At 66.4% G+C, this 19918-nt stretch carries 18 protein-coding genes and 1 tRNA gene; 14 read left to right on the forward strand and 5 right to left on the reverse strand.

Annotation, left to right across the window (positions count from 1 at the left end):
- Nucleotides 1–23 precede the first annotated feature (23 nt).
- Nucleotides 24–1142, reverse strand: a complete 1119-nt coding sequence (locus ACUXVX_RS09730) for a Gfo/Idh/MocA family protein (protein ID WP_446311376.1) — start codon at nucleotides 1140–1142, stop codon at nucleotides 24–26.
- 426 nt (nucleotides 1143–1568) lie between these two features.
- Here ACUXVX_RS09730 and ACUXVX_RS09735 point away from each other — a divergent pair, with 426 nt between their 5' ends.
- The 8 genes from ACUXVX_RS09735 (at nucleotide 1569) to argE (ending at nucleotide 10796) form a co-directional block, all read left to right on the forward strand.
- A complete protein-coding gene (locus ACUXVX_RS09735; RefSeq protein ID WP_446311377.1) occupies nucleotides 1569–3491 on the forward strand; it encodes a bifunctional 5-dehydro-2-deoxygluconokinase/5-dehydro-2-deoxyphosphogluconate aldolase in 1923 nt (640 codons plus the stop codon).
- Nucleotides 3488–5317: a 3D-(3,5/4)-trihydroxycyclohexane-1,2-dione acylhydrolase (decyclizing) gene (gene iolD / locus ACUXVX_RS09740; RefSeq protein ID WP_446311378.1), complete on the forward strand. Its 1830-nt coding sequence runs from the start codon at nucleotides 3488–3490 to the stop codon at nucleotides 5315–5317. The genes ACUXVX_RS09735 and iolD overlap by 4 nt, the downstream gene beginning before the upstream one ends.
- A 5-nt stretch (nucleotides 5318–5322) precedes the next feature.
- On the forward strand, nucleotides 5323–6225 hold the full coding sequence (gene iolE, locus ACUXVX_RS09745; protein WP_446311379.1) for a myo-inosose-2 dehydratase: 903 nt from the start codon (nucleotides 5323–5325) through the stop codon (nucleotides 6223–6225).
- Nucleotides 6225–6425 (forward strand): hypothetical protein, encoded by a 201-nt coding sequence (locus tag ACUXVX_RS09750; protein WP_222492239.1) that lies wholly within the window; start codon nucleotides 6225–6227, stop codon nucleotides 6423–6425. Before iolE ends, ACUXVX_RS09750 begins: the two co-directional genes overlap by 1 nt.
- A complete protein-coding gene (locus tag ACUXVX_RS09755; RefSeq protein ID WP_446311380.1) occupies nucleotides 6422–7570 on the forward strand; it encodes a phytanoyl-CoA dioxygenase family protein in 1149 nt (382 codons plus the stop codon). The genes ACUXVX_RS09750 and ACUXVX_RS09755 overlap by 4 nt, the downstream gene beginning before the upstream one ends.
- Before the next feature lie 11 nt (nucleotides 7571–7581).
- Entirely contained in the window at nucleotides 7582–8403 is an 822-nt protein-coding gene (gene iolB, locus ACUXVX_RS09760) for a 5-deoxy-glucuronate isomerase (RefSeq protein WP_446311381.1), read from the forward strand.
- A 344-nt stretch (nucleotides 8404–8747) separates the two neighbouring features.
- Nucleotides 8748–9632 (forward strand): LysR family transcriptional regulator, encoded by an 885-nt coding sequence (locus tag ACUXVX_RS09765; protein ID WP_446311382.1) that lies wholly within the window; start codon nucleotides 8748–8750, stop codon nucleotides 9630–9632.
- A 9-nt stretch (nucleotides 9633–9641) separates the two neighbouring features.
- Nucleotides 9642–10796: an acetylornithine deacetylase gene (argE, locus tag ACUXVX_RS09770; protein WP_446311383.1), complete on the forward strand. Its 1155-nt coding sequence runs from the start codon at nucleotides 9642–9644 to the stop codon at nucleotides 10794–10796.
- A 77-nt stretch (nucleotides 10797–10873) separates the two neighbouring features.
- Here the strand turns inward: argE and ACUXVX_RS09775 are convergent, their stop codons facing one another.
- Nucleotides 10874–12292 carry a diguanylate cyclase gene (locus tag ACUXVX_RS09775; protein ID WP_446311384.1) on the reverse strand — a complete coding sequence of 473 codons (1419 nt, stop codon included), beginning with the start codon at nucleotides 12290–12292 and terminating at the stop codon, nucleotides 10874–10876.
- 100 nt (nucleotides 12293–12392) lie between these two features.
- On the opposite strand from ACUXVX_RS09775, the gene ACUXVX_RS09780 reads away from it, so the two are divergent.
- From ACUXVX_RS09780 to ACUXVX_RS09805, 6 genes are all read left to right on the forward strand, one after another.
- Complete coding sequence (locus ACUXVX_RS09780; protein WP_446311385.1) at nucleotides 12393–12671, forward strand: DUF3572 domain-containing protein; 279 nt, start codon at nucleotides 12393–12395, stop codon at nucleotides 12669–12671.
- Entirely contained in the window at nucleotides 12668–13369 is a 702-nt protein-coding gene (locus tag ACUXVX_RS09785) for an HAD family hydrolase (RefSeq protein WP_446311386.1), read from the forward strand. Before ACUXVX_RS09780 ends, ACUXVX_RS09785 begins: the two co-directional genes overlap by 4 nt.
- A gap of 108 nt (nucleotides 13370–13477) precedes the next feature.
- Nucleotides 13478–15037 carry a trimethylamine methyltransferase family protein gene (locus ACUXVX_RS09790; RefSeq protein ID WP_446311387.1) on the forward strand — a complete coding sequence of 520 codons (1560 nt, stop codon included), beginning with the start codon at nucleotides 13478–13480 and terminating at the stop codon, nucleotides 15035–15037.
- An 82-nt stretch (nucleotides 15038–15119) separates the two neighbouring features.
- A complete protein-coding gene (locus ACUXVX_RS09795; RefSeq protein WP_446311388.1) occupies nucleotides 15120–15725 on the forward strand; it encodes a heme NO-binding domain-containing protein in 606 nt (201 codons plus the stop codon).
- A complete protein-coding gene (locus ACUXVX_RS09800; protein ID WP_446311389.1) occupies nucleotides 15722–16780 on the forward strand; it encodes a diguanylate cyclase domain-containing protein in 1059 nt (352 codons plus the stop codon). The genes ACUXVX_RS09795 and ACUXVX_RS09800 overlap by 4 nt, the downstream gene beginning before the upstream one ends.
- A 30-nt stretch (nucleotides 16781–16810) precedes the next feature.
- Nucleotides 16811–17521 (forward strand): M50 family metallopeptidase, encoded by a 711-nt coding sequence (locus tag ACUXVX_RS09805; RefSeq protein ID WP_446311390.1) that lies wholly within the window; start codon nucleotides 16811–16813, stop codon nucleotides 17519–17521.
- Here ACUXVX_RS09805 and ACUXVX_RS09810 read toward each other — a convergent pair.
- From ACUXVX_RS09810 to recJ, 3 genes are all read right to left on the reverse strand, one after another.
- Nucleotides 17509–17583 (reverse strand) — tRNA-Glu (locus tag ACUXVX_RS09810). The genes ACUXVX_RS09805 and ACUXVX_RS09810 overlap by 13 nt on opposite strands.
- 79 nt (nucleotides 17584–17662) lie before the next feature.
- Nucleotides 17663–18169, reverse strand: a complete 507-nt coding sequence (locus ACUXVX_RS09815) for an AAA family ATPase (RefSeq protein ID WP_446311391.1) — start codon at nucleotides 18167–18169, stop codon at nucleotides 17663–17665.
- The gene (gene recJ, locus ACUXVX_RS09820; RefSeq protein ID WP_446311392.1) at nucleotides 18166–19911 is read right to left on the reverse strand and encodes a single-stranded-DNA-specific exonuclease RecJ; all 1746 of its coding nucleotides are present in this window, start codon (nucleotides 19909–19911) and stop codon (nucleotides 18166–18168) included. Before recJ ends, ACUXVX_RS09815 begins: the two co-directional genes overlap by 4 nt.
- Between the last annotated feature and the right edge of the window lie 7 nt (nucleotides 19912–19918).

Raw genomic sequence — 19918 nt, forward strand, 5'->3', positions numbered from 1 at the left:
CAAGCCTCGCGGATCGGCGGAGCCTACACCAGCGAAACCCGCGCCTCCTTCGCCGCGCTTTCCGCAATCGCATGGATCACCCGCTCGATCTCCAACGCTTCGGCAAAGTCCGGCCATGCCCGGTGCCGCCCTTCGATGGTCTCCACCAGTTCGGCAGCCTCCAGCACTTTCAGGTCGTTGAACCCCAGCTGATGCCCCGGCGCAGGGCAGAAGGCGGCATAGGGCGGGTGTTGCGGCCCGGTGAGGATCGTCTTGAAGCCCTGTTCGGCCTTCTCCCCCTCGTTCACGTAAATCCGCATCTCGTTCATGCGCTCCTGCTCGAAGGTGATCTGCCCCTCGGTGCCGTGAATCTCCAGATCGATCCGGTTCTTCCGGCCCCAGGCGCTGCGGCTGGTGGTGAGCATCCCCCACGCGCCGCCCTTGAGCCGGATCAGCGCCGTGGCCACATCCTCGTTCTCCACCGGCGCGCGCCCTCCGCCCTCTACGGGCCGGGTCTCATGGATGATCTGGGTCTCCGCCAGCACGCTCTCGATCGGGCCAACAAGCTGCATGATCATCGAGACCAGATGGCACCCCATGTCCCCCAGCGCCCCCAGCCCGGCCTCCGAAAGCTTGGCCCGCCAGGTCCACGGCAGCGCGCCATCGGCCTGATAATCCTCATCGTAGAAGCCGCGCACGTGCACCACCCGGCCAATCCGCCCCTCGGCGATGAGCTTGGCGGCATGGTGCAGCGCCGGATTGCGGACGTAGTTATAGCCCACCAGCGTGACCTTTCCGCTGGCCTTGGCCGCCGCCACCATCGCCTCGGCCTCCTTCAGCGTCAGCGCCATCGGTTTCTCGCACCACACGTGCTTGCCCGCCTCCAGCGCGGCAATCGCCATCGGGGCGTGCAGCCCGTTCGGCGTGGTGATCGACACAACGTCCACCGCCGGGTCTTCCACCAGTGCGCGCCAGTCGTCGCCCGCGCGGGCAAAGCCCCAATCGGCGGCGAGTTTCTCGGCCTTGGCCAGCGGCATCTCGCAGAGATGCGCCAGCGCAATCTCGCTGTCGCCCCCCATCACCGCCCGCGCCCCGCGCCACGCCAGCGCATGGGCCTTGCCCATGAACCCCGTGCCGATCAGCCCCACTCCGATGCGTGCCATGCAAAACCCTCCCGTTTTGCCATGTGCTAGCCTCCCGCGTGGCTTCGGGCCAAGAGAAAGCAGGGCAGGGGGCCGAATTCCCATCATTCCACCTCACACCGCCCGCGCGTCCCTGATTGAAAACCATCACGCCGCGCGGCGCGGCCAACCCCCTCCCAGCCCCGCGCCGTCTTGCACCGCCGCGGCGCAAGCCACGCTCCGAGACGATCTGACACGCCCGCTGGCATGATGCAAAAACCTCATTCTCCTGCGGGTTTCGGCGTGAAGCGGCGCAAAGCTTTCATGAATGATATGAAAACCACCAAACAGCCCCGGCACACGTTGACGCGGGCCGCCCGGCTCCGGCATTCAGCCAGCAACACCTCTGGGTGGCACAGGGAGGAAGCCAGTGAAACCGTGCATCACAGCAGCCGGGTGGGTCATCGCATGACCGCCGCAAAACCGCTCGACGTCATCACCATCGGCCGCAGCTCGGTGGACCTTTACGGCGCCCAGATCGGCGGGCGGCTGGAAGATATGCGCAGCTTCGAGAAATACATCGGCGGCTCGCCCACCAACATCGCCGCAGGCACTGCCCGGCTTGGCCTGAAATCGGCGCTCATCACCCGCGTGGGCGACGAGCACATGGGCCGCTTCATTCGCGAGCAGCTCGAGGCCGAGGGCGTTGACACCCGCGGCGTCGCCACCGACCCCGAGCGCCTCACCGCCCTCGTGCTTCTCGGCATCCGCGATCAGGAGCGCTTTCCGCTCATCTTCGTCCGCGAGAACTGCGCTGACATGGCCCTGTCGGAGGATGATATCGATCCTGCCTTCATCGCCGAGGCCCGCTGCGTCACCGCCACCGGCACCCACCTCAGCCACCCGCAGGTGGAGGCTGCCACGCTGAAGGCCCTCAAGCTCGCCCGCGAGAACGGCGCGCAAACCGCGCTGGATATCGATTATCGCCCCAACCTCTGGGGCCTCGCTGGGCACGGGGCAGGGGAGGAGCGCTTCATCGAGAGTGCCGCCGTCACCGCCAAGCTGCAATCCACTCTCCACCTCTTCGACCTGATCGTCGGTACCGAGGAAGAGTTCCATATCGCCGGCGGCAGCACCGACACGCTGGAGGCCCTCCGCGCCGTCCGCGCCGTCTCCTTAGCTACCCTCGTCTGCAAGCGCGGCCCGATGGGTGCCGTCGCCTTCACCGGTGATATCCCCGGCTCGCTCGATGAAGGCGAAAGCGGCCCCGGCTTCCCGATCGAGGTCTTCAACGTGCTGGGTGCGGGCGATGGCTTCATGTCCGGCCTGCTGCGCGGCTGGCTCAAAGGCGAGGATTGGCCCACCGCGCTCACCTATGCCAACGCCTGCGGCGCCTTCGCCGTCTCCCGCCACGGCTGCACCCCGGCCTATCCGTCTTGGGAAGAGCTGGAGTTTTTCCTCAAGCGCGGCGTCATCCGCCCCGATCTGCGCAACGATGCCGATCTGGAGCAGATCCACTGGGCCACCAACCGCAAGGGCGACTGGCCGTCGATGCATATCTTCGCCTTCGATCACCGCTCCCAGCTCGAAGAGATGGAGGGCGCCACCACCGACAAGATCGGTGCCTTCAAACAGCTCTGCCTCGCCGCCACCCGCGAGGTTGCTCAAGGCCGCCCCGGATACGGCATCCTCTGCGATGGCCGCCTCGGCAAGCACGCCCTGATGGATGCCGCCGAGGGCGATCTCTGGATCGGCCGCCCCGTCGAATGGCCCGGCTCCCGCCCGCTGCGCTACGAGCCCGAGCTCGGCCCCGATTTCGGTGGCCTCGCGCAATGGCCGCAGAGCAACGTGGTCAAAGCCCTCTGCTTCTGCCACCCCGATGATGACGACGCGATGTGGGAGGATCACCTCTCCTCCCTCACCCGCCTCGCCGCCGCCGCCCGCCGCAACTCTCTCGAGTTTCTGCTGGAGGTCATCCCCTCCAAAGTCGGCGCCGTAGTGGCCGAGACGACGCCCAAGATCATCGAGCGCATCTACGCCGCCGGCATCTACCCCGACTGGTGGAAGCTCGAGCCTTTCAAGACCGAAGACGCATGGGCCAAGGCCGTTGACGCCATCGAGGCGCATGACCGGCACACCCGCGGCATCGTCGTTCTGGGCCTCGACGCGCCCGAGGCCGAGCTTGCCGAGAGCTTCGCCCTTGCCGCCCGCCAGCCGCTGGTCAAAGGCTTCGCCGTGGGCCGCACGCTCTTCGGTGATACCGCCCGCGCCTGGATGAAGGGCGAGGTCTCCGACAAGGCCGCCATCTCCACCATGGCCGCCAATTACACCCGCCTCTGCACCCTCTGGGACGAGGCTCGCGCTGCCGCGCAAAAGGAGGACGCCGCATGAGCAAGACCATCCGCCTCACCGCCGCACAGGCCCTCGTGCGATACCTCACCGCGCAGCTCACCGAGTCGGGCGAGCCCTTCATCGCCGGGGTCTGGGCAATCTTCGGCCATGGCAACGTGGCGGGCCTCGGCGAGGCGCTCCATGCCTCGCGTGATGCCATCCCCACATGGCGCGGCCATAACGAGCAAACCATGTGCCACACCGCGCTGGCCTACACCAAGCAGCTCGGCCGCAGCCGCGCCATGGCGGTCACCTCCTCCATCGGCCCCGGCGCGACCAACATGGTCACAGCCGCCGCGCTGGCCCACGTCAACCGCCTGCCGCTCCTGCTGATCCCCGGTGACGTGTTTGCCAACCGCGGTCCCGACCCGGTGCTTCAGCAGATTGAAGACTTCTCCGATGGCACCACCAGCGCCAACGACTGCTTCAAGCCCGTCACCCGCTACTTCGACAGGATCACCCGCCCCGAGCAGCTGCTCACCGCGCTGCCCCGGGCCTTCCGCACCATGACCGACCCGGCAGAGTGCGGCCCGGTCTGCCTCGCCTTCTGCCAAGATGTGCAGGCCGAGGCCTTCGATTGGCCCGAGAGCTTCTTTGCCCCCCGCACGTGGCACCTGCGCCGCCAAGGCCCCGATGCCTACGAGTTGTCCGAAGCGGCAGACGCGATCCGCGCCGCCAAGCACCCGGTCATCGTCGCCGGGGGCGGCACGCATTACTCCCACGCCTGCGCCGAGCTGCAAACCTTCGCCGCCCGCCACAACATCCCCGTGGTCGAAACCCAGGCCGGCAAATCCGCTCTCCCGTGGGACGACGCCCTCAACCTCGGCCCCGTCGGCGTCACCGGCGCATCCTCCGCCAACGAAGCCTGCGCCAAGGCCGACCTCGTGCTCGGCGTCGGCACGCGCTTTCAGGATTTCACCACCGGTAGCTGGGCGCTCTTCGCCGCCAACCCCACGCTGATCTCCCTGAACGTCGCCGCCTATGACGCCATGAAGCACGGCGCCATGCCGCTGATGGCTGATGCCCGCGAGGGACTGGAGGCTCTGACCAACGCGCTCGGTGAATACAAGGCCAGCGGCCCCGACGCCGCCCTAAAATCCGACTGGTTCGCCGCCGTCGACCCGCTCACCGAGGCCCCCGAAGGCGACAACGCCCTGCCCACCGACCAACAGGTGATCGGCGCCGTGCAACGTGCCAGCCATGAAGACACCGTAGTCATGTGCGCCGCCGGCACCATGCCCGGCGAGCTCCACAAACTCTGGAAGGCCCCGCGCCCCGGCGCCTACCACATGGAGTACGGCTTCAGCTGCATGGGCTACGAGATCGCGGGCGCCGTGGGCATCAAGCTCGCCCAGCCCGAGCGTGACGTGATCTGCATGGTTGGCGACGGCTCCTACATGATGGCCAACTCCGAGATGGCCACGGCAGCGATGATGGGCGTGCCCTTCACTGTCGTCATCACCGACAACCGGGGCTACGGCTGCATCAACCGGCTGCAAATGGGCACCGGCGGGGCCGAGTTCAACAACCTGCTGGAGCACACGATCCACAGCCAGCCCTCCAACATCGACTTCGCCGCCCACGCCGCCTCGATGGGCGCCGAAGCGGTGCAGGTGAACACCATCGAAGAGCTGGAGGCTGCGCTCGCCACGCGCCACAAGGCCACCGGCCCCTACGTGGTCGTCATCAACACCGATCCATACCCCTCCACGCCCCACGGCGGTCACTGGTGGGATGTCGCCGTGCCCGAAACCTCCACCCGCGATGAGGTCGCGCAGGCCCGCAAGGCCTATGAGACCGCCCGCAAATCCCAGATCGCAGGATAACCGCCATGCCCGTCAAAATCGGCATCTCCCCCATTGCATGGCAGAACGACGATCTGCCCGACCTCACTGCCGCCTACACAATGGAGCAGGCCCTCAAGGAGAGCCGCGAGATCGGCTACACCGGCGTCGAACGCGGCCAGCGCATGCCCCACGACACGCCCGGCCTGCGCCATTACCTCGACATCAACGATATCGCCCTCTGCGGCGGCTGGTGCTCGGGCAACCTGCTGGTGAACGATCTGGAAACCGAGAAAAAGGCCGTCGCCGCGCAGGTCGAGCAGTTCATCGCCCTGAATGCCCCCTGCATCGTCTACGCCGAATGCTCCAACACGGTGCAGGGCGATCCGGCGACCCCGGTGGCAAACCGCCCCAAACTCTCGCGCGACGAGGTGACGGCTTATGCCGCCAAGCTCGGCGAACTGGCCAAGTGGATGGAAGGGCAGGGCATGCCGCTCGCCTATCACCACCACATGGGCTCGATCATCGAAGACGAGGACGATGTGAATTGGCTGATGGAGGGCAGCCCGACCGAGGTGCACCTGCTCTACGATACCGGCCACCTGCGCTTCGGCGGCGCCGACGAGATGGCCGTGCTCGAGCGCTGGGCCGACCGCATCCACCACGTCCACTACAAGGACGTGCGCCCCAAGGTCGTCGAGCAGATCCGCGCGTCGAACGGCTCCTTCCTCGATGCCGTCATCGCGGGCGCCTTCACCGTGCCCGGCGACCCGGAGGGTTGCATTGACTTCGCAGCGATCACGAAGAAACTCGCCGCAATGGATTATGCAGGCTGGATCGTGGTGGAGGCCGAGCAGGACCCGGCCAAGGCGCCGCCCTACGACTACTCCAAACTCGGATACGAGACCATTGTCGCCGCCTGCCAGAACGCGGGGCTCGATATTTCCTGATGGGTGACTTCTTCAACCTCCAGCATCCCTTCTTCCGCCCGATGTGGCGGCGGGTGCTGGCCACCGTCCTCTGCTTCGCATGGGCGGGGGTGGAGCTTTCGATGGGCGCAACCCCTTGGGCCGTGGCCTTCGCCGTAGCCGGGGCGTGGATGGCCTTTCAGTTCTTCATCGCATGGACCGACCCGGAGGAAGAGGAATGAAAGACACCGCCTACTACTCCGCCGCAAGCTGCGACCTCGCCGCCTTCAAGGCTCTGACCTCCCGCCAGCTCGCGCCCGCCGACGCCCCCCGCGCCGCCGCCATCGAAAAGAACGTGCCGCTCTACGACGTGGCCACGCTCACCCTCGATGGTCCGGCAGAGCGCACCGCTCTCATGGCTGAATGGGCCGCCGTCCTGCGCGACCATTCCGGCGTGCTGGTGCTTCGGCAAGCCGTCCCCGACCACGCCGCGCTCGATGCTGCCTCCGCCGCCTACGAGGCGATCATCGCCGATGAAAAGGCCGCCTCCGGCGCCAAGGCCGACCATTTCGCCGCCGCCGGGGCCAATGACCGGATCTGGAACTCGCTGCAAAAGCTCTGCCTCCGCGATCCGCAAGCCTTCGCCGCCAGCTTTGCCAGCCCGGCGATAGATGCCGTCTCCGAGGCCTGGCTCGGCCCGGGCTACCAGATGACCGCCCAGGTCAACCTGGTCCGCCCGGGCGGCAAGGCACAGACGGCCCACCGTGATTTCCACCTCGGCTTCCAGACCGGCGCCGAGGCCGCCCGCTTCCCCGCCCACGTCCACCAGCTCTCGCCCTTCCTCACGCTGCAAGGCGCCGTTGCCCATTGCGACATGCCGCTGGAATCCGGCCCGACCAAGCTGCTGCCCTTCAGCCAGCTCTACGGCCCCGGCTACATGGCCTACCGCGAGCCGGAATTCGCCGCCTATTTCGAAGAGAGCTTCATCCAGCTCCCGCTGCAAAAAGGCGATGCGCTCTTCTTCTCCCCCGCGCTATTCCACGGCGCGGGCGACAACGTGAGCGAAAACATCCAGCGCATGGCCAACCTGCTGCAGGTCAGCTCCCCAATGGGCCGCGCGATGGAGTCGCTCGACCGCCTCGCCATGTCACTCGCGCTCTACCCGGCGCTGCAAACCCTTTCGCTGCCCCCGCTGGCCGAATCCGCCGCCATCGCCGCCTGCGCCGAGGGCTACAGCTTCCCCACCAATCTCGACACCGACCCACCCGCTGGCGGCCTCGCGCCCGAAACCCAGGCCGCCCTGCTGCGCCGCGCCCGCGCTGAAGGCTGGGAAGCGTCCGCCTTCGCGGAGGCCGCCAAGGCCCAGCACGCCCGCCGCCAGCCCTGAAAGGAACGCCCATGTCCGACCTGCTCCGCAAACCCTCCGGCGAGACCGGCAAGATCCACGAGATCACCATCGCCAACGCCAAAACCTCCAAATCCCCCGACTGGGGTTATGTCGGTTTTTCCTGCTACCGGCTGAAGGCGGGCGAAAGCGTTTCCGAGGCCACCGGCGATCTCGAGGTCATTCTCGTCATGGTCGAGGGCAAGGCCAACATCTCGGCAGCAGGCGAAGACTTCGGCGAGCAGGGCGAGCGGATGGACGTCTTCGAGCAGACCGCCCCCCATTGCGTCTACGTCCCCGGCGGCACCGACTGGCAGGCCACCGCCACGACCGATTGCACCATCGGCGTCTGCACCGCGCCCGCCGGGCAGGGCGGCCACAAGGCCCGCATCCTTCCGCGCCCCGAGAAGGTCACCCGCGGCAAGGGCAGCAACACCCGCTACATCTTCCCCATCGCGATGGAAGAATCCGATGTTGCCGACAGCCTGCTCGTCACCGAGGTCTTCACCCCCGCAGGCAACTGGTCGTCCTACCCGCCGCACCGGCACGACGAAGATGACTACCCCAACATGACCTACCTCGAAGAGACCTACTATCACCGGCTCAACCCCGGGCAGGGTTACGGCCACCAGCGGGTCTTCACCGAGGACGGCTCGCTCGACGAAACCATGAGCGTCAATTCGCATGATGTGGTGCTCGTCCCCAAAGGCCACCACCCCTGCGGCGCACCCCACGGCTACGAGATGTACTACCTCAACGTCATGGCCGGCCCGATCCGCAAGTGGCGCTTCAAGAACCACCCCGACCACGACTGGATCGCGCAGCGCGACGCTTAAGCCTTCCTTGCGCCACCGTCCGACGGGCTTAACGGCACCACGCGGTCAATCTTTGCAGATTGCGTATGCATGGGATGTGCATCGGATGTGCATAAGTTGTGCATCAGTGTTTATTGGCTCTGCGTCGCGTTTTGCGAAGCGGTTAACAAGTCGCGCGCCCCACCATTTGCCGTGGCTTTGGTAGAACTCCTCGATCTCGTTCGGCGTGGGTTTCTGCCGGTCGTTCCGGCGCGGAAGGATGGTCAGGATCGGTGTCATCTCGGCCTCCAATTGTTGCGTTTTTGAAAAGATAAGACCTTAATGAGCGCGCAAAACTGCCCGATACCGGAGCCTTCTTTTCAAAAATGCAAAACTGGGACGACCTCCGCCTCTTCTTCCACATCGCCGAAACCGGCGGCCTCTCCGCCGCCGCGCGCGAAACCGGTGCCAGCCCCGCCACCCTCGGCCGTCGGATGCTCGCACTGGAGGAGGCGCTGGGCCTGCAACTCTTCGTAAGGTCCCGACATGGCTACGAATTAACGCCCGAAGGGCAGGGGCTTCTGGCTCGCGTCAAGCCCATGGCCGCCGCCGCCCGAAGCCTCGACCAATGGCTCGACGCCGCAGGCAATCGCCCCGCCGTCCGCATCTCCGCTGGCACCGCCACCGCCGCCTTCATGGCCGACCATTTCACCGAGCTCTGGCGCCCCGAAGACCCGTTCCGCATCACCTTCTGCACCACCGAAGCCCGGCTCGACATTGCCCACCGCGAGGTCGAGATCGGCATCCGCAACAGCCCGCCGACAAGCGGCAATCTCGCCTCCAAGCCCTTGCAAACCCTGCGCTTTGCGCCTTTCCGCGCCCGCCACATGGCCGATCAGGAGGGCGCAGGTTGGGTCGCCGTCGACGAGGCTCACGCCATGCACCCCGCCGCCCGCTGGGTGCTGCGCCAGCCGGTGGAGGTCACCGCCTGGGCAAGCTCCGTGGCCACCATGCACGACCTCGTGCGTGGCTGTGCCGGCATCGGCGTCATGCCCTGTTTCGTCGGAGACGCCGACCCGCGCCTCACCCGCGCTGGCGCGCTGATCGACGAATTAACCGAACGGCAACATCTCGTGACCCATAATGATGACCGACACCGCCCCGAGATCCGCGAGGTCTGCCGCCGCATCTCCGCCCTCTTCGCCCGCCACGCGCCCCTCTTGGCCGGGGAGCGCCCGATCGGGCTGGCGGGGGCCGGGCCTGAGGCGTAGTCTCGCGCCATGACCACGCTGGACGACACGATTGCGCTTCTGGGCGAGCTGGTGGCCTATCCCACCGTCTCCGCCGACAGCAACCTGGCCTGCATCGACGCGCTGGCGGACCGGCTCGAGAGTGCCGGCGCCCGTGTGGAGGTGATGAAGAGCGACTGCGGCGAAAAGGCCAATCTTTACGCCACCTTGGGGCCGGATGTTCAAGGCGGCATCCTGCTCTCCGGCCATTCTGATGTGGTCCCCGTGGAGGGGCAGGCCTGGACCGCCGATCCCTTCACCATGACCACCCGAGAGGGTCGCCTCTACGGCCGTGGCACCTGCGACATGAAGGGCTTCATCGCCGCCTGCGTGGCGATGGCCCCCGCGCTCGCCGTCCAAATCAAGACCCGCCCGCTCCACTTTGCCTTCACCTACGATGAAGAGACCGGCTGCCTTGGCGCCAAGTCCTTGTCAGAGCAGCTGAAATCCCGCGAGATCCTGCCCTCCCTCGCCATCATCGGCGAGCCCACCTCCATGCGCGTCGTCGAGGGCCACAAGGGCTGCTGCGAGTACACCACCCGCTTCACCGGCCGCGGCGGCCACGGCTCCGACCCGGGAGCAGGCGTCAATGCCGTCGAATACGCCGCCCGCTACATCGCCCGCCTGATGGAACTGCGCGAATCCCTCAAGGCCCGCACCCCGTCCGAAAGCCGCTTCGAGCCGCCCTGGACCACCATCAACACCGGCAGCCTCATCGGCGGCTTCGCCCACAACGTGATCCCCGCGGAGGCCGAAGTGCAGTGGGAGATGCGCCCTGTGGTGGACGCCGATGCGCAGTTCGTCCGCACCGAAATGCAGCGTTATATCAGTGACATACTGCTCCCGGCCATGAAGAAAGTTGCGCCGGAGGCGGCAATCACGACCGAAACCATCGGCGACACCCCCGGCCTCATGCCTGCGACCCACGGCGAGGCCGCCGCACTGGCCTGCGCGCTCACCGGCTCCAACGGCGGCGCGCTGGTGCCGTTCAACACCGAGGCGGGCGTCTTTCAGCAACTCGGGATCGACGTGGTGATCTGCGGCCCCGGCTCCATCGAGCAGGCCCACAAGCCCGATGAGTTCCTTGAAATTTCCCAGCTGTCGCAATGCCTTGCCATGCTGGAACGGCTCGGGCCGAGGCTATAGGTATTCGGCACCCTGCCGACACGTAGCTTCGATGGAGCAGCACCCAGTTGCAGACCCGCTCGCCCGGGACAGCAGGTTCAGGCGGCGTCGCGCCCAAGGGTAACGGTATTTCGACCATGCGCTTTGGACGACAGCAGGGCGCGGTCTGCCTGGTCGATGAGGGCTTCCAGCATCGCCTCCGCCCCGGCCTCATCGACCCAGTCGCTGCCAGCACCGCCGCCGAGGGCCACGCCGATGGAGACGGTCTGCCGCAGACTGCCACGCGCAGGAGCGGGCAGGGGAATAGGCTCTGCCTCGATGAGGCGGCACAGGCGTTGCGCAGCGCGGCGGGCGTCCTCTTCACTGGTGTCGGGCATGGCGACGAGAAACTCCTCGCCGCCGATGCGGGCCACCATATCAACGCTGCGCAGGTTGCCCGCGATGCGCTTCGCCACGCTGCGCAGCACCTCGTCCCCTGCGGCATGGCCGTAACGGTCATTGACCTGTTTGAAGTGATCGAGGTCGAGCGCCATGACCGCAAAGCTCTTGCAGCTGAGGGCAGCATTGTTGCGGATCCGGGCGAGGTGCGAGAGCGCGTAGCGGCGGTTGTAGAGCCCGGTCAACGGGTCGGTCACCGCAAGCTTCAACCCGTCCCGCACCCGCCTGCGCAGCTGGTCGCTCTCACGTTTTCGGGCAATGAGCGCGGTGAGGCGGAGTGCCAGTTCGCGGCCCTCGACCGGCTCCTCGATGAGGTCCGCTGCGCCGAGGTCCAGCGCCATGGCGGCCTGCGCCGGGTCGCTGTCGGGCATTACGATGAGGCAGGGCGCATGGCGCGACCAGCGGCGCGACCGCAGCTCGCTCATCAGGTGTAGTCCGTCGCCCGGGCGCTTCAGTTCCGATGCGATCACGTAGGTATCCTGCAAGGCGGGCGCGTGCTCTCCGAGGGCTGCATGCTGATCGAGCACAGAGATCCGGTGCGTAAAGTGGCCCTTCAGAGCCTCCTGCCAGCGCTGGCCGGTTTCCATATCACCCGCGACCAAGGCGATCCGCGCAGGGCGGGCGAAGGGTTCGATCTCCTCAGCAAAGCCAAGGGCATGGCTTGTGGTCTCCCGCAGCCGCAGCTCCTCGGAAATTTCCCGCAGGCGCAACAGCTGACGAATGCGCGCGAGCAAAAGCGCATCTTCGACCGGCTTGGGGTGGAAGGCATCCGCGCCCCGGGCGAGGGCGGCGAGCATCAGTTCGGTATGGTTGGCCCGGTCAGAGGGCGCGCCGGTCACGATCACCGGCAGGGTGCCGAATTCGGCATCGGCCCGCAGCGCCTCGATCGCGCGCAACGCGGGCGCATCGGGGTGGTCAGCGTCCACGATCACCAGACGGGGCCGAATGCCCTGCAACAGCGCCACGATATCCTGCCCGCCGTGCTTGGCGACGGCGTCATAGCAGGCGGCGGCGAGTTTGACCTTGAGGACGACCCGGTTTGCGGGCACGTCATCAATGATCAGGATTTTCCCTGGCATCCCACGATCCTTCCGAGCGCTTCTGCGCCTTTCCCCTGTAGAGGCCAGTCTGTATGCAGATGGTTAAAAAAACCTTTCCAAAAGTTAATGGGGCCAGAAAATGAATCGTGACTCCGCCGAGACCATCGGCTTGCAGGCCCTCGCCTGGCTGGCCGGGAATGACGAGCTTTTGCCTGTGTTTCTTGGCTCAACCGGCGTGTCGGAAGCCGAGGTGCGGGCGCGGGCAGCGGAACCTGAATTTCTTGCCTCGGTGTTGGACTTTCTTGCGATGGACGATGCGTGGGTCACTGGGTTCTGCGATGCCGCCGGGCTCAAATACAGCGTGCCGATGCAGGCGCGCATGGCACTTCCGGGCGGCGACATGCCGAGCTGGACATGAGCGCGCCGCGGCTCAAGGGCCTGCTGTTTGACAAAGACGGCACGCTGTTCGACTACCAGAAAAGCTGGGGCGGATTCACTCTGGAGTTCATCGAAGGGTTGGCCGAGGGCGACCCGGCACTGGCAAGGCGGTTGGCGGAGGCGATGGGGGTCGATCCGGAAACTGCACAGTTCTCTCCCGAGAGCCCCATCGTCGCCGGAACGCCCGAGGAGGCGATTGCGCCGGTCCTTCCACTGCTGCGGGGCTGGAACCGGGCGGCGCTGACCGACCGGATCAACACCGCCGCCGCCGAGGCCCCGCAGGTGCCCGCCACCGACCTCACCTCGTTGTTCGACACGCTCCGGGGCAGGGGCCATGTGCTGGGCATTGCAACCAATGACGCCGAAGCTGCCGCCCACGCCCACCTTTGGGCTGCCGGGGTAGCGGAGCATTTCGCCTATGTGGCGGGCTATGACAGTGGGCATGGCGCCAAGCCGGGGCCGGGCATGTGCCTTGCCTTCGCCGATGCACAGGGCCTCGCGCCGGGGCACTGCGTGATGATCGGCGACAGCACCCACGACCTGGAAGCTGGCCGCGCGGCAGGGATGGTCTGCGTGGCCGTCTGCACCGGCATCACGCCCCCCGAGGTGCTTGCGCCCCATGCCGCAGTGGTCCTGCCGCACATCGGCCACTTGCCGGAGTGGCTGGCCACGGCCTGAGCCGAAATCGCCGCCCCGTCCTCCGTTTGCGACATCACGCGTCGCATCCGGAAAACTGTGCCCCCGATCTCGCGCGCAACCTGAGGCAAGATGCCCAGGAGCCACGCCATGGATGACATGCCCGCTAAACGCCGCCGTGCCGGTGGCCGCGCCGCCAACCCGCGCCGCAACCGGCCGGAGGTGCTGGACCAGATGCCGTGGCGCATTCCGCTCAATACCGACGCGCCGACCGAGCCGCTCACGCCCGAGGGTGTGGCCGCCATCCATGAAGGGGCCATGCGCATACTGGAAGAGATTGGCATTGTCTTTCTCAACGAGGAGGCCTGCAAGATCTTCGCCGAGGCAGGCTGCACCGTCGAGGATCAAGTCGTGCGGATGGGGCGCGACTGGGTGATGGAAATGGTCGCCAAGGCGCCTGCCGAGTTCACCATCACGCCGCGCAATCCGGCCAAGGCCCTGCCCATCGGCGGCAAGGCGATCCTCTTCGGCAATGTTTCTTCCCCGCCCAATTACTGGGATCTGTCACTCGGCTCCAAGGTGCCCGGCAACCGCGAGCAATGCGCCAACCTGCTGAAGCTCACTCAATATTTCAACTGCATCCACTTCGCCGGCGGCTACCCGGTGGAACCGGTCGACATTCACCCCTCCGTCCGTCACCTCGACGTGCTCTTCGACAAACTCACCCTGACCGACAAGGTGGCACACGCCTACAGCCTCGGGCCGGAGCGGGTGGAGGATGTGATGGAGATGGTGCGGATCTCCTGCGGCCTGACGGACGAGGAGTTCGAGGCCAAGCCGCACATGTATACCAACATCAACTCCACCTCGCCGCTCAAGCACGACTGGCCGATGATCGACGGCTGCCTGCGCTGCATTCGGCGGGGGCAGGCGGTAATCGTCTCGCCGTTCACGCTGGCCGGGGCAATGGCACCGGTAACGATGGCGGGCGCGGTGGCGCAGAGTATCGCCGAGGCGCTCTCGGCAATTGCCCTCTTTCAATATGTCCGCCCCGGCGCGCCCTGCGTGATCGGCACCTTCACCTCCAACGTTGACATGAAGTCGGGCGCACCCGCCTTCGGCACGCCCGAGTATATGCGCGCCACCCAGATGACCGGCCAGTTGGCGCGGTTCTACGGCCTGCCCATGCGTGCCTCCGGTGCCTGCACCGCCAACGTGCCGGACGGGCAGGCGATGTGGGAGACCTCCAACTCGCTCTGGTCGGCGGTGCAATCCGGCACCAACATCGTGTACCACGCGGCCGGATGGCTGGAGGGCGGGCTGGTGGCCAGCCCCGAGAAATTCATCATGGATTGCGAATTGATCCAGATGATCCAGCGCTACTTCGAGCCTGCGGTTGTGGCGACCACTCCCGATGATATCGCGGTGGATGCCATCGCCGAGGTCGGCCACTACGGCCATTTCTTCGGCATCGACCATACCCAGGCCCGCTACGAGACCGCCTTCTACCAACCCATCGTGTCCGATTGGACGAATTTCGAGGCGTGGCAGGCCAAGGGCGGGGTCTGGACGGCGGACCGCGCGCATACGCTCTACAAGCAAATCATAGACACATTTGAGCCGCCGCCGATGGCGGAAGACATCCGCGAAGAGCTGGAGGCCTTCGTCGCCCGCCGGAAGGCAGAAGGCGGCGCACCGACCGACTTCTGAGCCCTTCGGCGCGACCGGTTCCGCTTCGGTCTTTGTTAACTCTCCCCCGCTAGTCTGCATTGCAGGTTAAACGGGTGCAGCTATGCATGGCTTGATCAATCGCGCGGTCCAGTGCTTCGTGCGCGACATCTACGGCCCTGAAATATGGGCAGAACTCGGTGCCGAGGCGGGCGTTGGCACCTCTGGCTTCGAGGCCATGCTTACCTACGAAGATGAGGTCACGCTCGCCATGCTGACCGCGCTCTCTCGCATGCGCGGCCAGCCGGTGGAGGATATTCTTGAGGATCTGGGCACTTACCTCGTCACCCACCCAAACACCCGCGCCATCCGCAGGCTCCTGCGGTTTGGCGGGCAGAGCTTTCTGGAACTTCTCTATTCGCTCGATGACCTGCCCGATCGCGCGCGACTCGCCGTGCCCGAGCTGGAACTTCCGCAGCTGCACCTGACCGAGCTGGAGCCCGGGCGGTTCAGGCTTGAGGTCGCGTCGCGGAAGGGCGGGTTCGGCGCGGTCATGACCGGGATTTTGCGCGCGCTGGCCGATGATTTCGGCGCGCTTGCCTTCCTTGAATTGGGTGGCGCGATGGAGCGGCAGGAGGTGATCACCATAAACCTCCTCGATCCCGAATTCGCCGAAGCCAAGCAGTTCTACCTTGGCGGTGAGGCGCAGTTGCCGAGGGGCACCGGATGAGTGTCGAGCCGGGTCGCGGGGCCATCGGGGACCTCGCAAGTGTTCGCGGGGGCTTTCTGGAGCCGATCCTGCAAGAGGCGCTGGACAGGCTGATGCCGATGCACCTGCAGCTCCGGCACAGCGGCCATATCGCTCACGCCGGGCCAAGCCTTCAAAAGCTCCGACCCGACTTGCCGCTTGCCGGACGCAGATTTCTGGAGGTTTTCGAGATCAAACGCCCGAGCGGTGTGACCCGCGTCAGCGACCTTGCCCGCGCCGATGGCGGACGGGTGAAGCTGGCCTTTCGCGATGCCCCGCGCACCGGCATGGCAGGCCTCGTCGCCCCCCTCTCGGCCGAACATGGGCTGATCGTGAACCTCTCTTTCGGCTTCAACATCATCGAAGCAGTGCAGGATTATGACCTGACCAACGCCGACTTTGCTGCCACCGATCTAGCGGTTGAAATGCTCTACCTCGTCGAGGCCAAGACGGCGGCGCTCAACGAGTGGAAGGCGCTCAACCAACGGCTTCAAGGGGCAATGACCGCCGTTGAAAAACAGGCGTCATCCGACATGCTGACAGGCCTCGCCAACCGCCGGGCGATGGAGGATGTGCTAGAGCGGCTGACCACCAGTAAGGCCAGCTTCGGGCTGATGAACCTCGACCTCGATTTCTTCAAGTCGGTCAATGATACGCTCGGGCACGCCGCAGGAGACCACGTGCTGCGCGAGGTGGCCGACATCCTCCGCGCCGAGACCCGGCTTTCAGATGTGATCGTGCGGGCCGGGGGCGACGAATTCGTGCTGATCTTCGTCGGCCTCTCCAACCCCGACCGGCTCGCCGCGCTTGGACGGCGGATCATCAGCCGGTTGGAAGAGCCGATCCCTTTCGAGGGTGATACCTGCAATATCTCCGGCTCCATCGGCCTCACGGTGAGCGACTTCTACACCACCACGGATGCCGAGGAGATGATGCAGCACGCAGATACGGCCCTCTATGCCTCCAAGCGGAGCGGGCGCGGGCGGGTGACCGTTTATGCCAGCGATCTTCCGGGCATCGGCGAGGGCTGCGATTGACAAGCAGCCCCGGTCACTGCCCCATGAGGCATGTCGTTTCTCCGGGGCCACTGGCAACTGCTGCTCATTCTCGCGCTGGTCTTCGCCCTTTGGCGCACGCCCGTGGTCTATCCGCTGCGGATTCTTGTGATCTTTCTCCACGAATTGTCCCACGGCCTCGCCGGGCTGCTGACCGGCGGCAGCATCGTTGAAATGTCGGTCGATCCGCGCGAAGGCGGGCATGCGCTGATCCGGGGCGGCAACCGGTTTGTCACCCTTTCGGCGGGGTACCTCGGCTCGTTGCTCTTCGGCGCGCTGGCGTTGGTGGCCGCCCTGCGCACCAACGCGGACCGGGCGATCTTGGCGGGATTCGGGGCGCTGCTCCTGCTGGTGGCAGCCCTATGGATCAGAACGCCCTTCGCACTGCTTTTCTGCCTCGCCACAGGTGCCGTCATGCTGGGTGTGGCGCGGTTTTTGCCGCATCAGGCGGCTGACCTCGTGCTGCGTGTCATCGGGCTTACGAGCCTGATCTACGTGCCCTACGACATTTTCGATGACACGATCCGCCGCAGTGCATTTCAGTCGGATGCACGGATGCTGGCGGAGGAGTTCGGAGGGGCCACGGTGCTTTGGGGCGGGATCTGGCTGATCCTCAGCCTCGGCGTGATCTGGCTATGCCTGCGCCACGGCCTTGGCCCGGTGAGTAACATCCGCTTTCGCAAAACAGACACTGAGGGGAGAAGGACGGCTGGTACCCCGTAGGGGAATCGAACCCCTCTTTCCAGGTTGAAAACCTGGCGTCCTAACCGATAGACGAACGGGGCAGGGTCCAGCCGTGGGGGGGTATTTAGGAAAAGCGCGCGGGGAGCGCAAGAAGATTCTTCGGCTCCCGGTGCGGATTTTTTACGTGCCCGTCATCGCCTTGAAAATCAGGGCTGCAGCGCGCTCGGGCATCACGCTCGCAGTGTCAATGTGCAGGTCGGCGACGTCCCAAGGGTGATAATCGCGCGCCAGAACGGCCTGCCAGTCGGGAAGTTTGAGCCCCGGCAGATCGGCGCGGCGGGATTCGACCCGCGCGCGGTGCTGCTCCGGATCGGAACAGGTGATTTCACAGGTCACCAGTCGGGCGTCCGCTCGCGGGATGGAGCAAAACCAGTCTCGCGTCATCTGCCACTGGTTCACGCAATCCACGATGGCCGAATGCCCTGCAGCCAGCAGTTCGGCGGCTTGGGTCCGGGCGACAAGGTAGCCCGCGTCGGCGGCGTTTTCGGGCGCGAGGGTGGAGGCGCAGATGGCGGTCTCTATCGTGTCGATCCGAAGGTGGATCGCGCCTGAAAGGCTGGCAAGCGCGCGGGATATGGTGGTTTTTCCGGTGCCGGGCAGCCCTGAGAGAACCACCAGCGCGGTCACGCCCGCGCGGCGTCTTCCAGCCGCAGTTGCGGGCGGGCGCGGCCCTGCCAATGGTTCACTTCCAGCCGTCCGGCAAGGTGCCACGCGCCGCCGCGCGCTTCGAGCATGGCCTGGCCAAGCGGTGTATCGGCCATGCGAAAGCCGATGGCCTCTAGTCGCTGGCCCATCGCGGTGCGGATCGCCAGTTTCAGGTGGTTCTCGCCCACCACGCGGGCATCGGCCAGTGCGGCCTCGGGCAGGGCAAAACGGGGGGCGGGGGCAGAGGCGCCAAAGGGGCCGGCCTGTTCGAGCGCCTCGATCAGTTCCACCGTGGCGGCCGTGGGCAGGATCAGCCCATCGAGCCGCAAGTCACGCGGGCCGCTCGCTCCAGCGCCCTGTCGGCCCAGCAACTCGGAGAGGCGGGCCATCGCGGGCTCCAGCTGATCGGCGGTGAGCGAGAGCCCCGCCGCCATCTTGTGGCCGCCGCCACGGGTAATCAGCCCCTCATCTTCCAGACGATGCACACAGCCGCCCAGATCGACGCCGGTGATCGAGCGGCCAGAGCCTTTGCCCTCGTCGCCCTCCATACCGATCACCACGGCCGGGCGGCCGGTGGCCTCTTTCAGCCTTGAGGCGACGATGCCGACGACACCGGGATGCCAGCCTTCGCCCGCGGCCCAGACAAGCGGCTCCTCCAGCCCGCGTGCCTCGGCCTGTTCAAGCGCGGCCTGTTGCACGGCGGCCTCGATCTCGCGGCGTTCTTTGTTGAGCGTGTCGAGCCGTTCGGCCAGTTCGCGGGCCTCGGCCGGGTCGTCGGTGGCAAGGAGCCTTGCGCCAAGGTCGGCGCGGCCCACGCGCCCGCCCGCGTTGATCCGGGGGCCGAGGAGGTAGCCGAGGTGGTAGGGCGTTGGTGCACGGTCCACGCCCGCAACGTCGGCTAGGGCGGAGAGGCCGGGGTGGGCGCGGTGGGCCATGATCTTCAGCCCCTGCCGCACCAGCGCCCGGTTCACGCCGATGAGTGGGGCCACATCGGCCACGGTGGCCAGCGCCACGAGGTCGAGCAGGCCCATGAGGTCGGGCAGGGGGCTGGCCCCGGCTTCGCGCCGCTGGCGGTTGGCCTCGACAAGGCACAGGAACACCACGGCAGCGGCGCAGAGGTGGCCGAGCTCGCCGCTTTCATCCTGCCGGTTGGGGTTGACCACGGCGACCGCAGGCGGGAGCGTTTCACCGCCCAAATGGTGATCGAGCACAACCACCTCGGCGCTGCCGGAGGCGGCCAGCGCCTCATGCGAGAGGGTGCCGCAGTCGACGCAGATGATCAGGCTGTGGCTCTGGCCCAGTTCGGAGATGGCGGGCGCGTTTGGCCCGTAACCCTCGCCGATCCTGTCGGGCACATAAAGCGTCGCCTCCCGCCCTAGCGCGCGCAGCCAACGGATCAGCAGCGCTGCGGAGGTGCCGCCGTCCACATCATAATCGGCAAAGATCGCAATGGCTTCGGCCTGTTCTACGGCGCGGTTGAGCCGTGCGGCGGCAACCTCCATATCGCGCAGCTTGCGCGGGTCAGGCAGCAGATCGCGCAGAGCGGGGGCAAGGAAGGGTTCGGCCTCTTCAGGGGGCACGCCGCGCTGCACCAGCAGGCGGGCCAGAGGGCCGGGGAGACCGGTGGCCTGCACCATCGCCTCGGCGAGCCTGTCTTCCTCGGGCGGCGGGCCGACCCACCGCCGGCCCGTGAGGGACTCTTCGACGCCCAGAAAGGCCGTCATCTTGTGC

The sequence above is a fragment of the Vannielia sp. SX4 genome (assembly GCF_052828525.1).

Excerpts from the sequence above, each read along its gene's own strand:
- ACUXVX_RS09730 (WP_446311376.1), bottom strand. The coding sequence starts at position 1,142 with ATGGCACGCATCGGAGTGGGGCTGATCGGCACGGGGTTCATGGGCAAG.
- ACUXVX_RS09735 (WP_446311377.1), top strand. The coding sequence starts at position 1,569 with ATGACCGCCGCAAAACCGCTCGACGTCATCACCATCGGCCGCAGCTCG.
- iolD (WP_446311378.1), top strand. The coding sequence starts at position 3,488 with ATGAGCAAGACCATCCGCCTCACCGCCGCACAGGCCCTCGTGCGATAC.
- iolE (WP_446311379.1), top strand. The coding sequence starts at position 5,323 with ATGCCCGTCAAAATCGGCATCTCCCCCATTGCATGGCAGAACGACGAT.
- ACUXVX_RS09750 (WP_222492239.1), top strand. The coding sequence starts at position 6,225 with ATGGGTGACTTCTTCAACCTCCAGCATCCCTTCTTCCGCCCGATGTGG.
- ACUXVX_RS09755 (WP_446311380.1), top strand. The coding sequence starts at position 6,422 with ATGAAAGACACCGCCTACTACTCCGCCGCAAGCTGCGACCTCGCCGCC.
- iolB (WP_446311381.1), top strand. The coding sequence starts at position 7,582 with ATGTCCGACCTGCTCCGCAAACCCTCCGGCGAGACCGGCAAGATCCAC.
- ACUXVX_RS09765 (WP_446311382.1), top strand. The coding sequence starts at position 8,748 with ATGCAAAACTGGGACGACCTCCGCCTCTTCTTCCACATCGCCGAAACC.
- argE (WP_446311383.1), top strand. The coding sequence starts at position 9,642 with ATGACCACGCTGGACGACACGATTGCGCTTCTGGGCGAGCTGGTGGCC.
- ACUXVX_RS09775 (WP_446311384.1), bottom strand. The coding sequence starts at position 12,292 with ATGCCAGGGAAAATCCTGATCATTGATGACGTGCCCGCAAACCGGGTC.
- ACUXVX_RS09780 (WP_446311385.1), top strand. The coding sequence starts at position 12,393 with ATGAATCGTGACTCCGCCGAGACCATCGGCTTGCAGGCCCTCGCCTGG.
- ACUXVX_RS09785 (WP_446311386.1), top strand. The coding sequence starts at position 12,668 with ATGAGCGCGCCGCGGCTCAAGGGCCTGCTGTTTGACAAAGACGGCACG.
- ACUXVX_RS09790 (WP_446311387.1), top strand. The coding sequence starts at position 13,478 with ATGGATGACATGCCCGCTAAACGCCGCCGTGCCGGTGGCCGCGCCGCC.
- ACUXVX_RS09795 (WP_446311388.1), top strand. The coding sequence starts at position 15,120 with ATGCATGGCTTGATCAATCGCGCGGTCCAGTGCTTCGTGCGCGACATC.
- ACUXVX_RS09800 (WP_446311389.1), top strand. The coding sequence starts at position 15,722 with ATGAGTGTCGAGCCGGGTCGCGGGGCCATCGGGGACCTCGCAAGTGTT.
- ACUXVX_RS09805 (WP_446311390.1), top strand. The coding sequence starts at position 16,811 with ATGTCGTTTCTCCGGGGCCACTGGCAACTGCTGCTCATTCTCGCGCTG.
- recJ (WP_446311392.1), bottom strand. The coding sequence starts at position 19,911 with ATGACGGCCTTTCTGGGCGTCGAAGAGTCCCTCACGGGCCGGCGGTGG.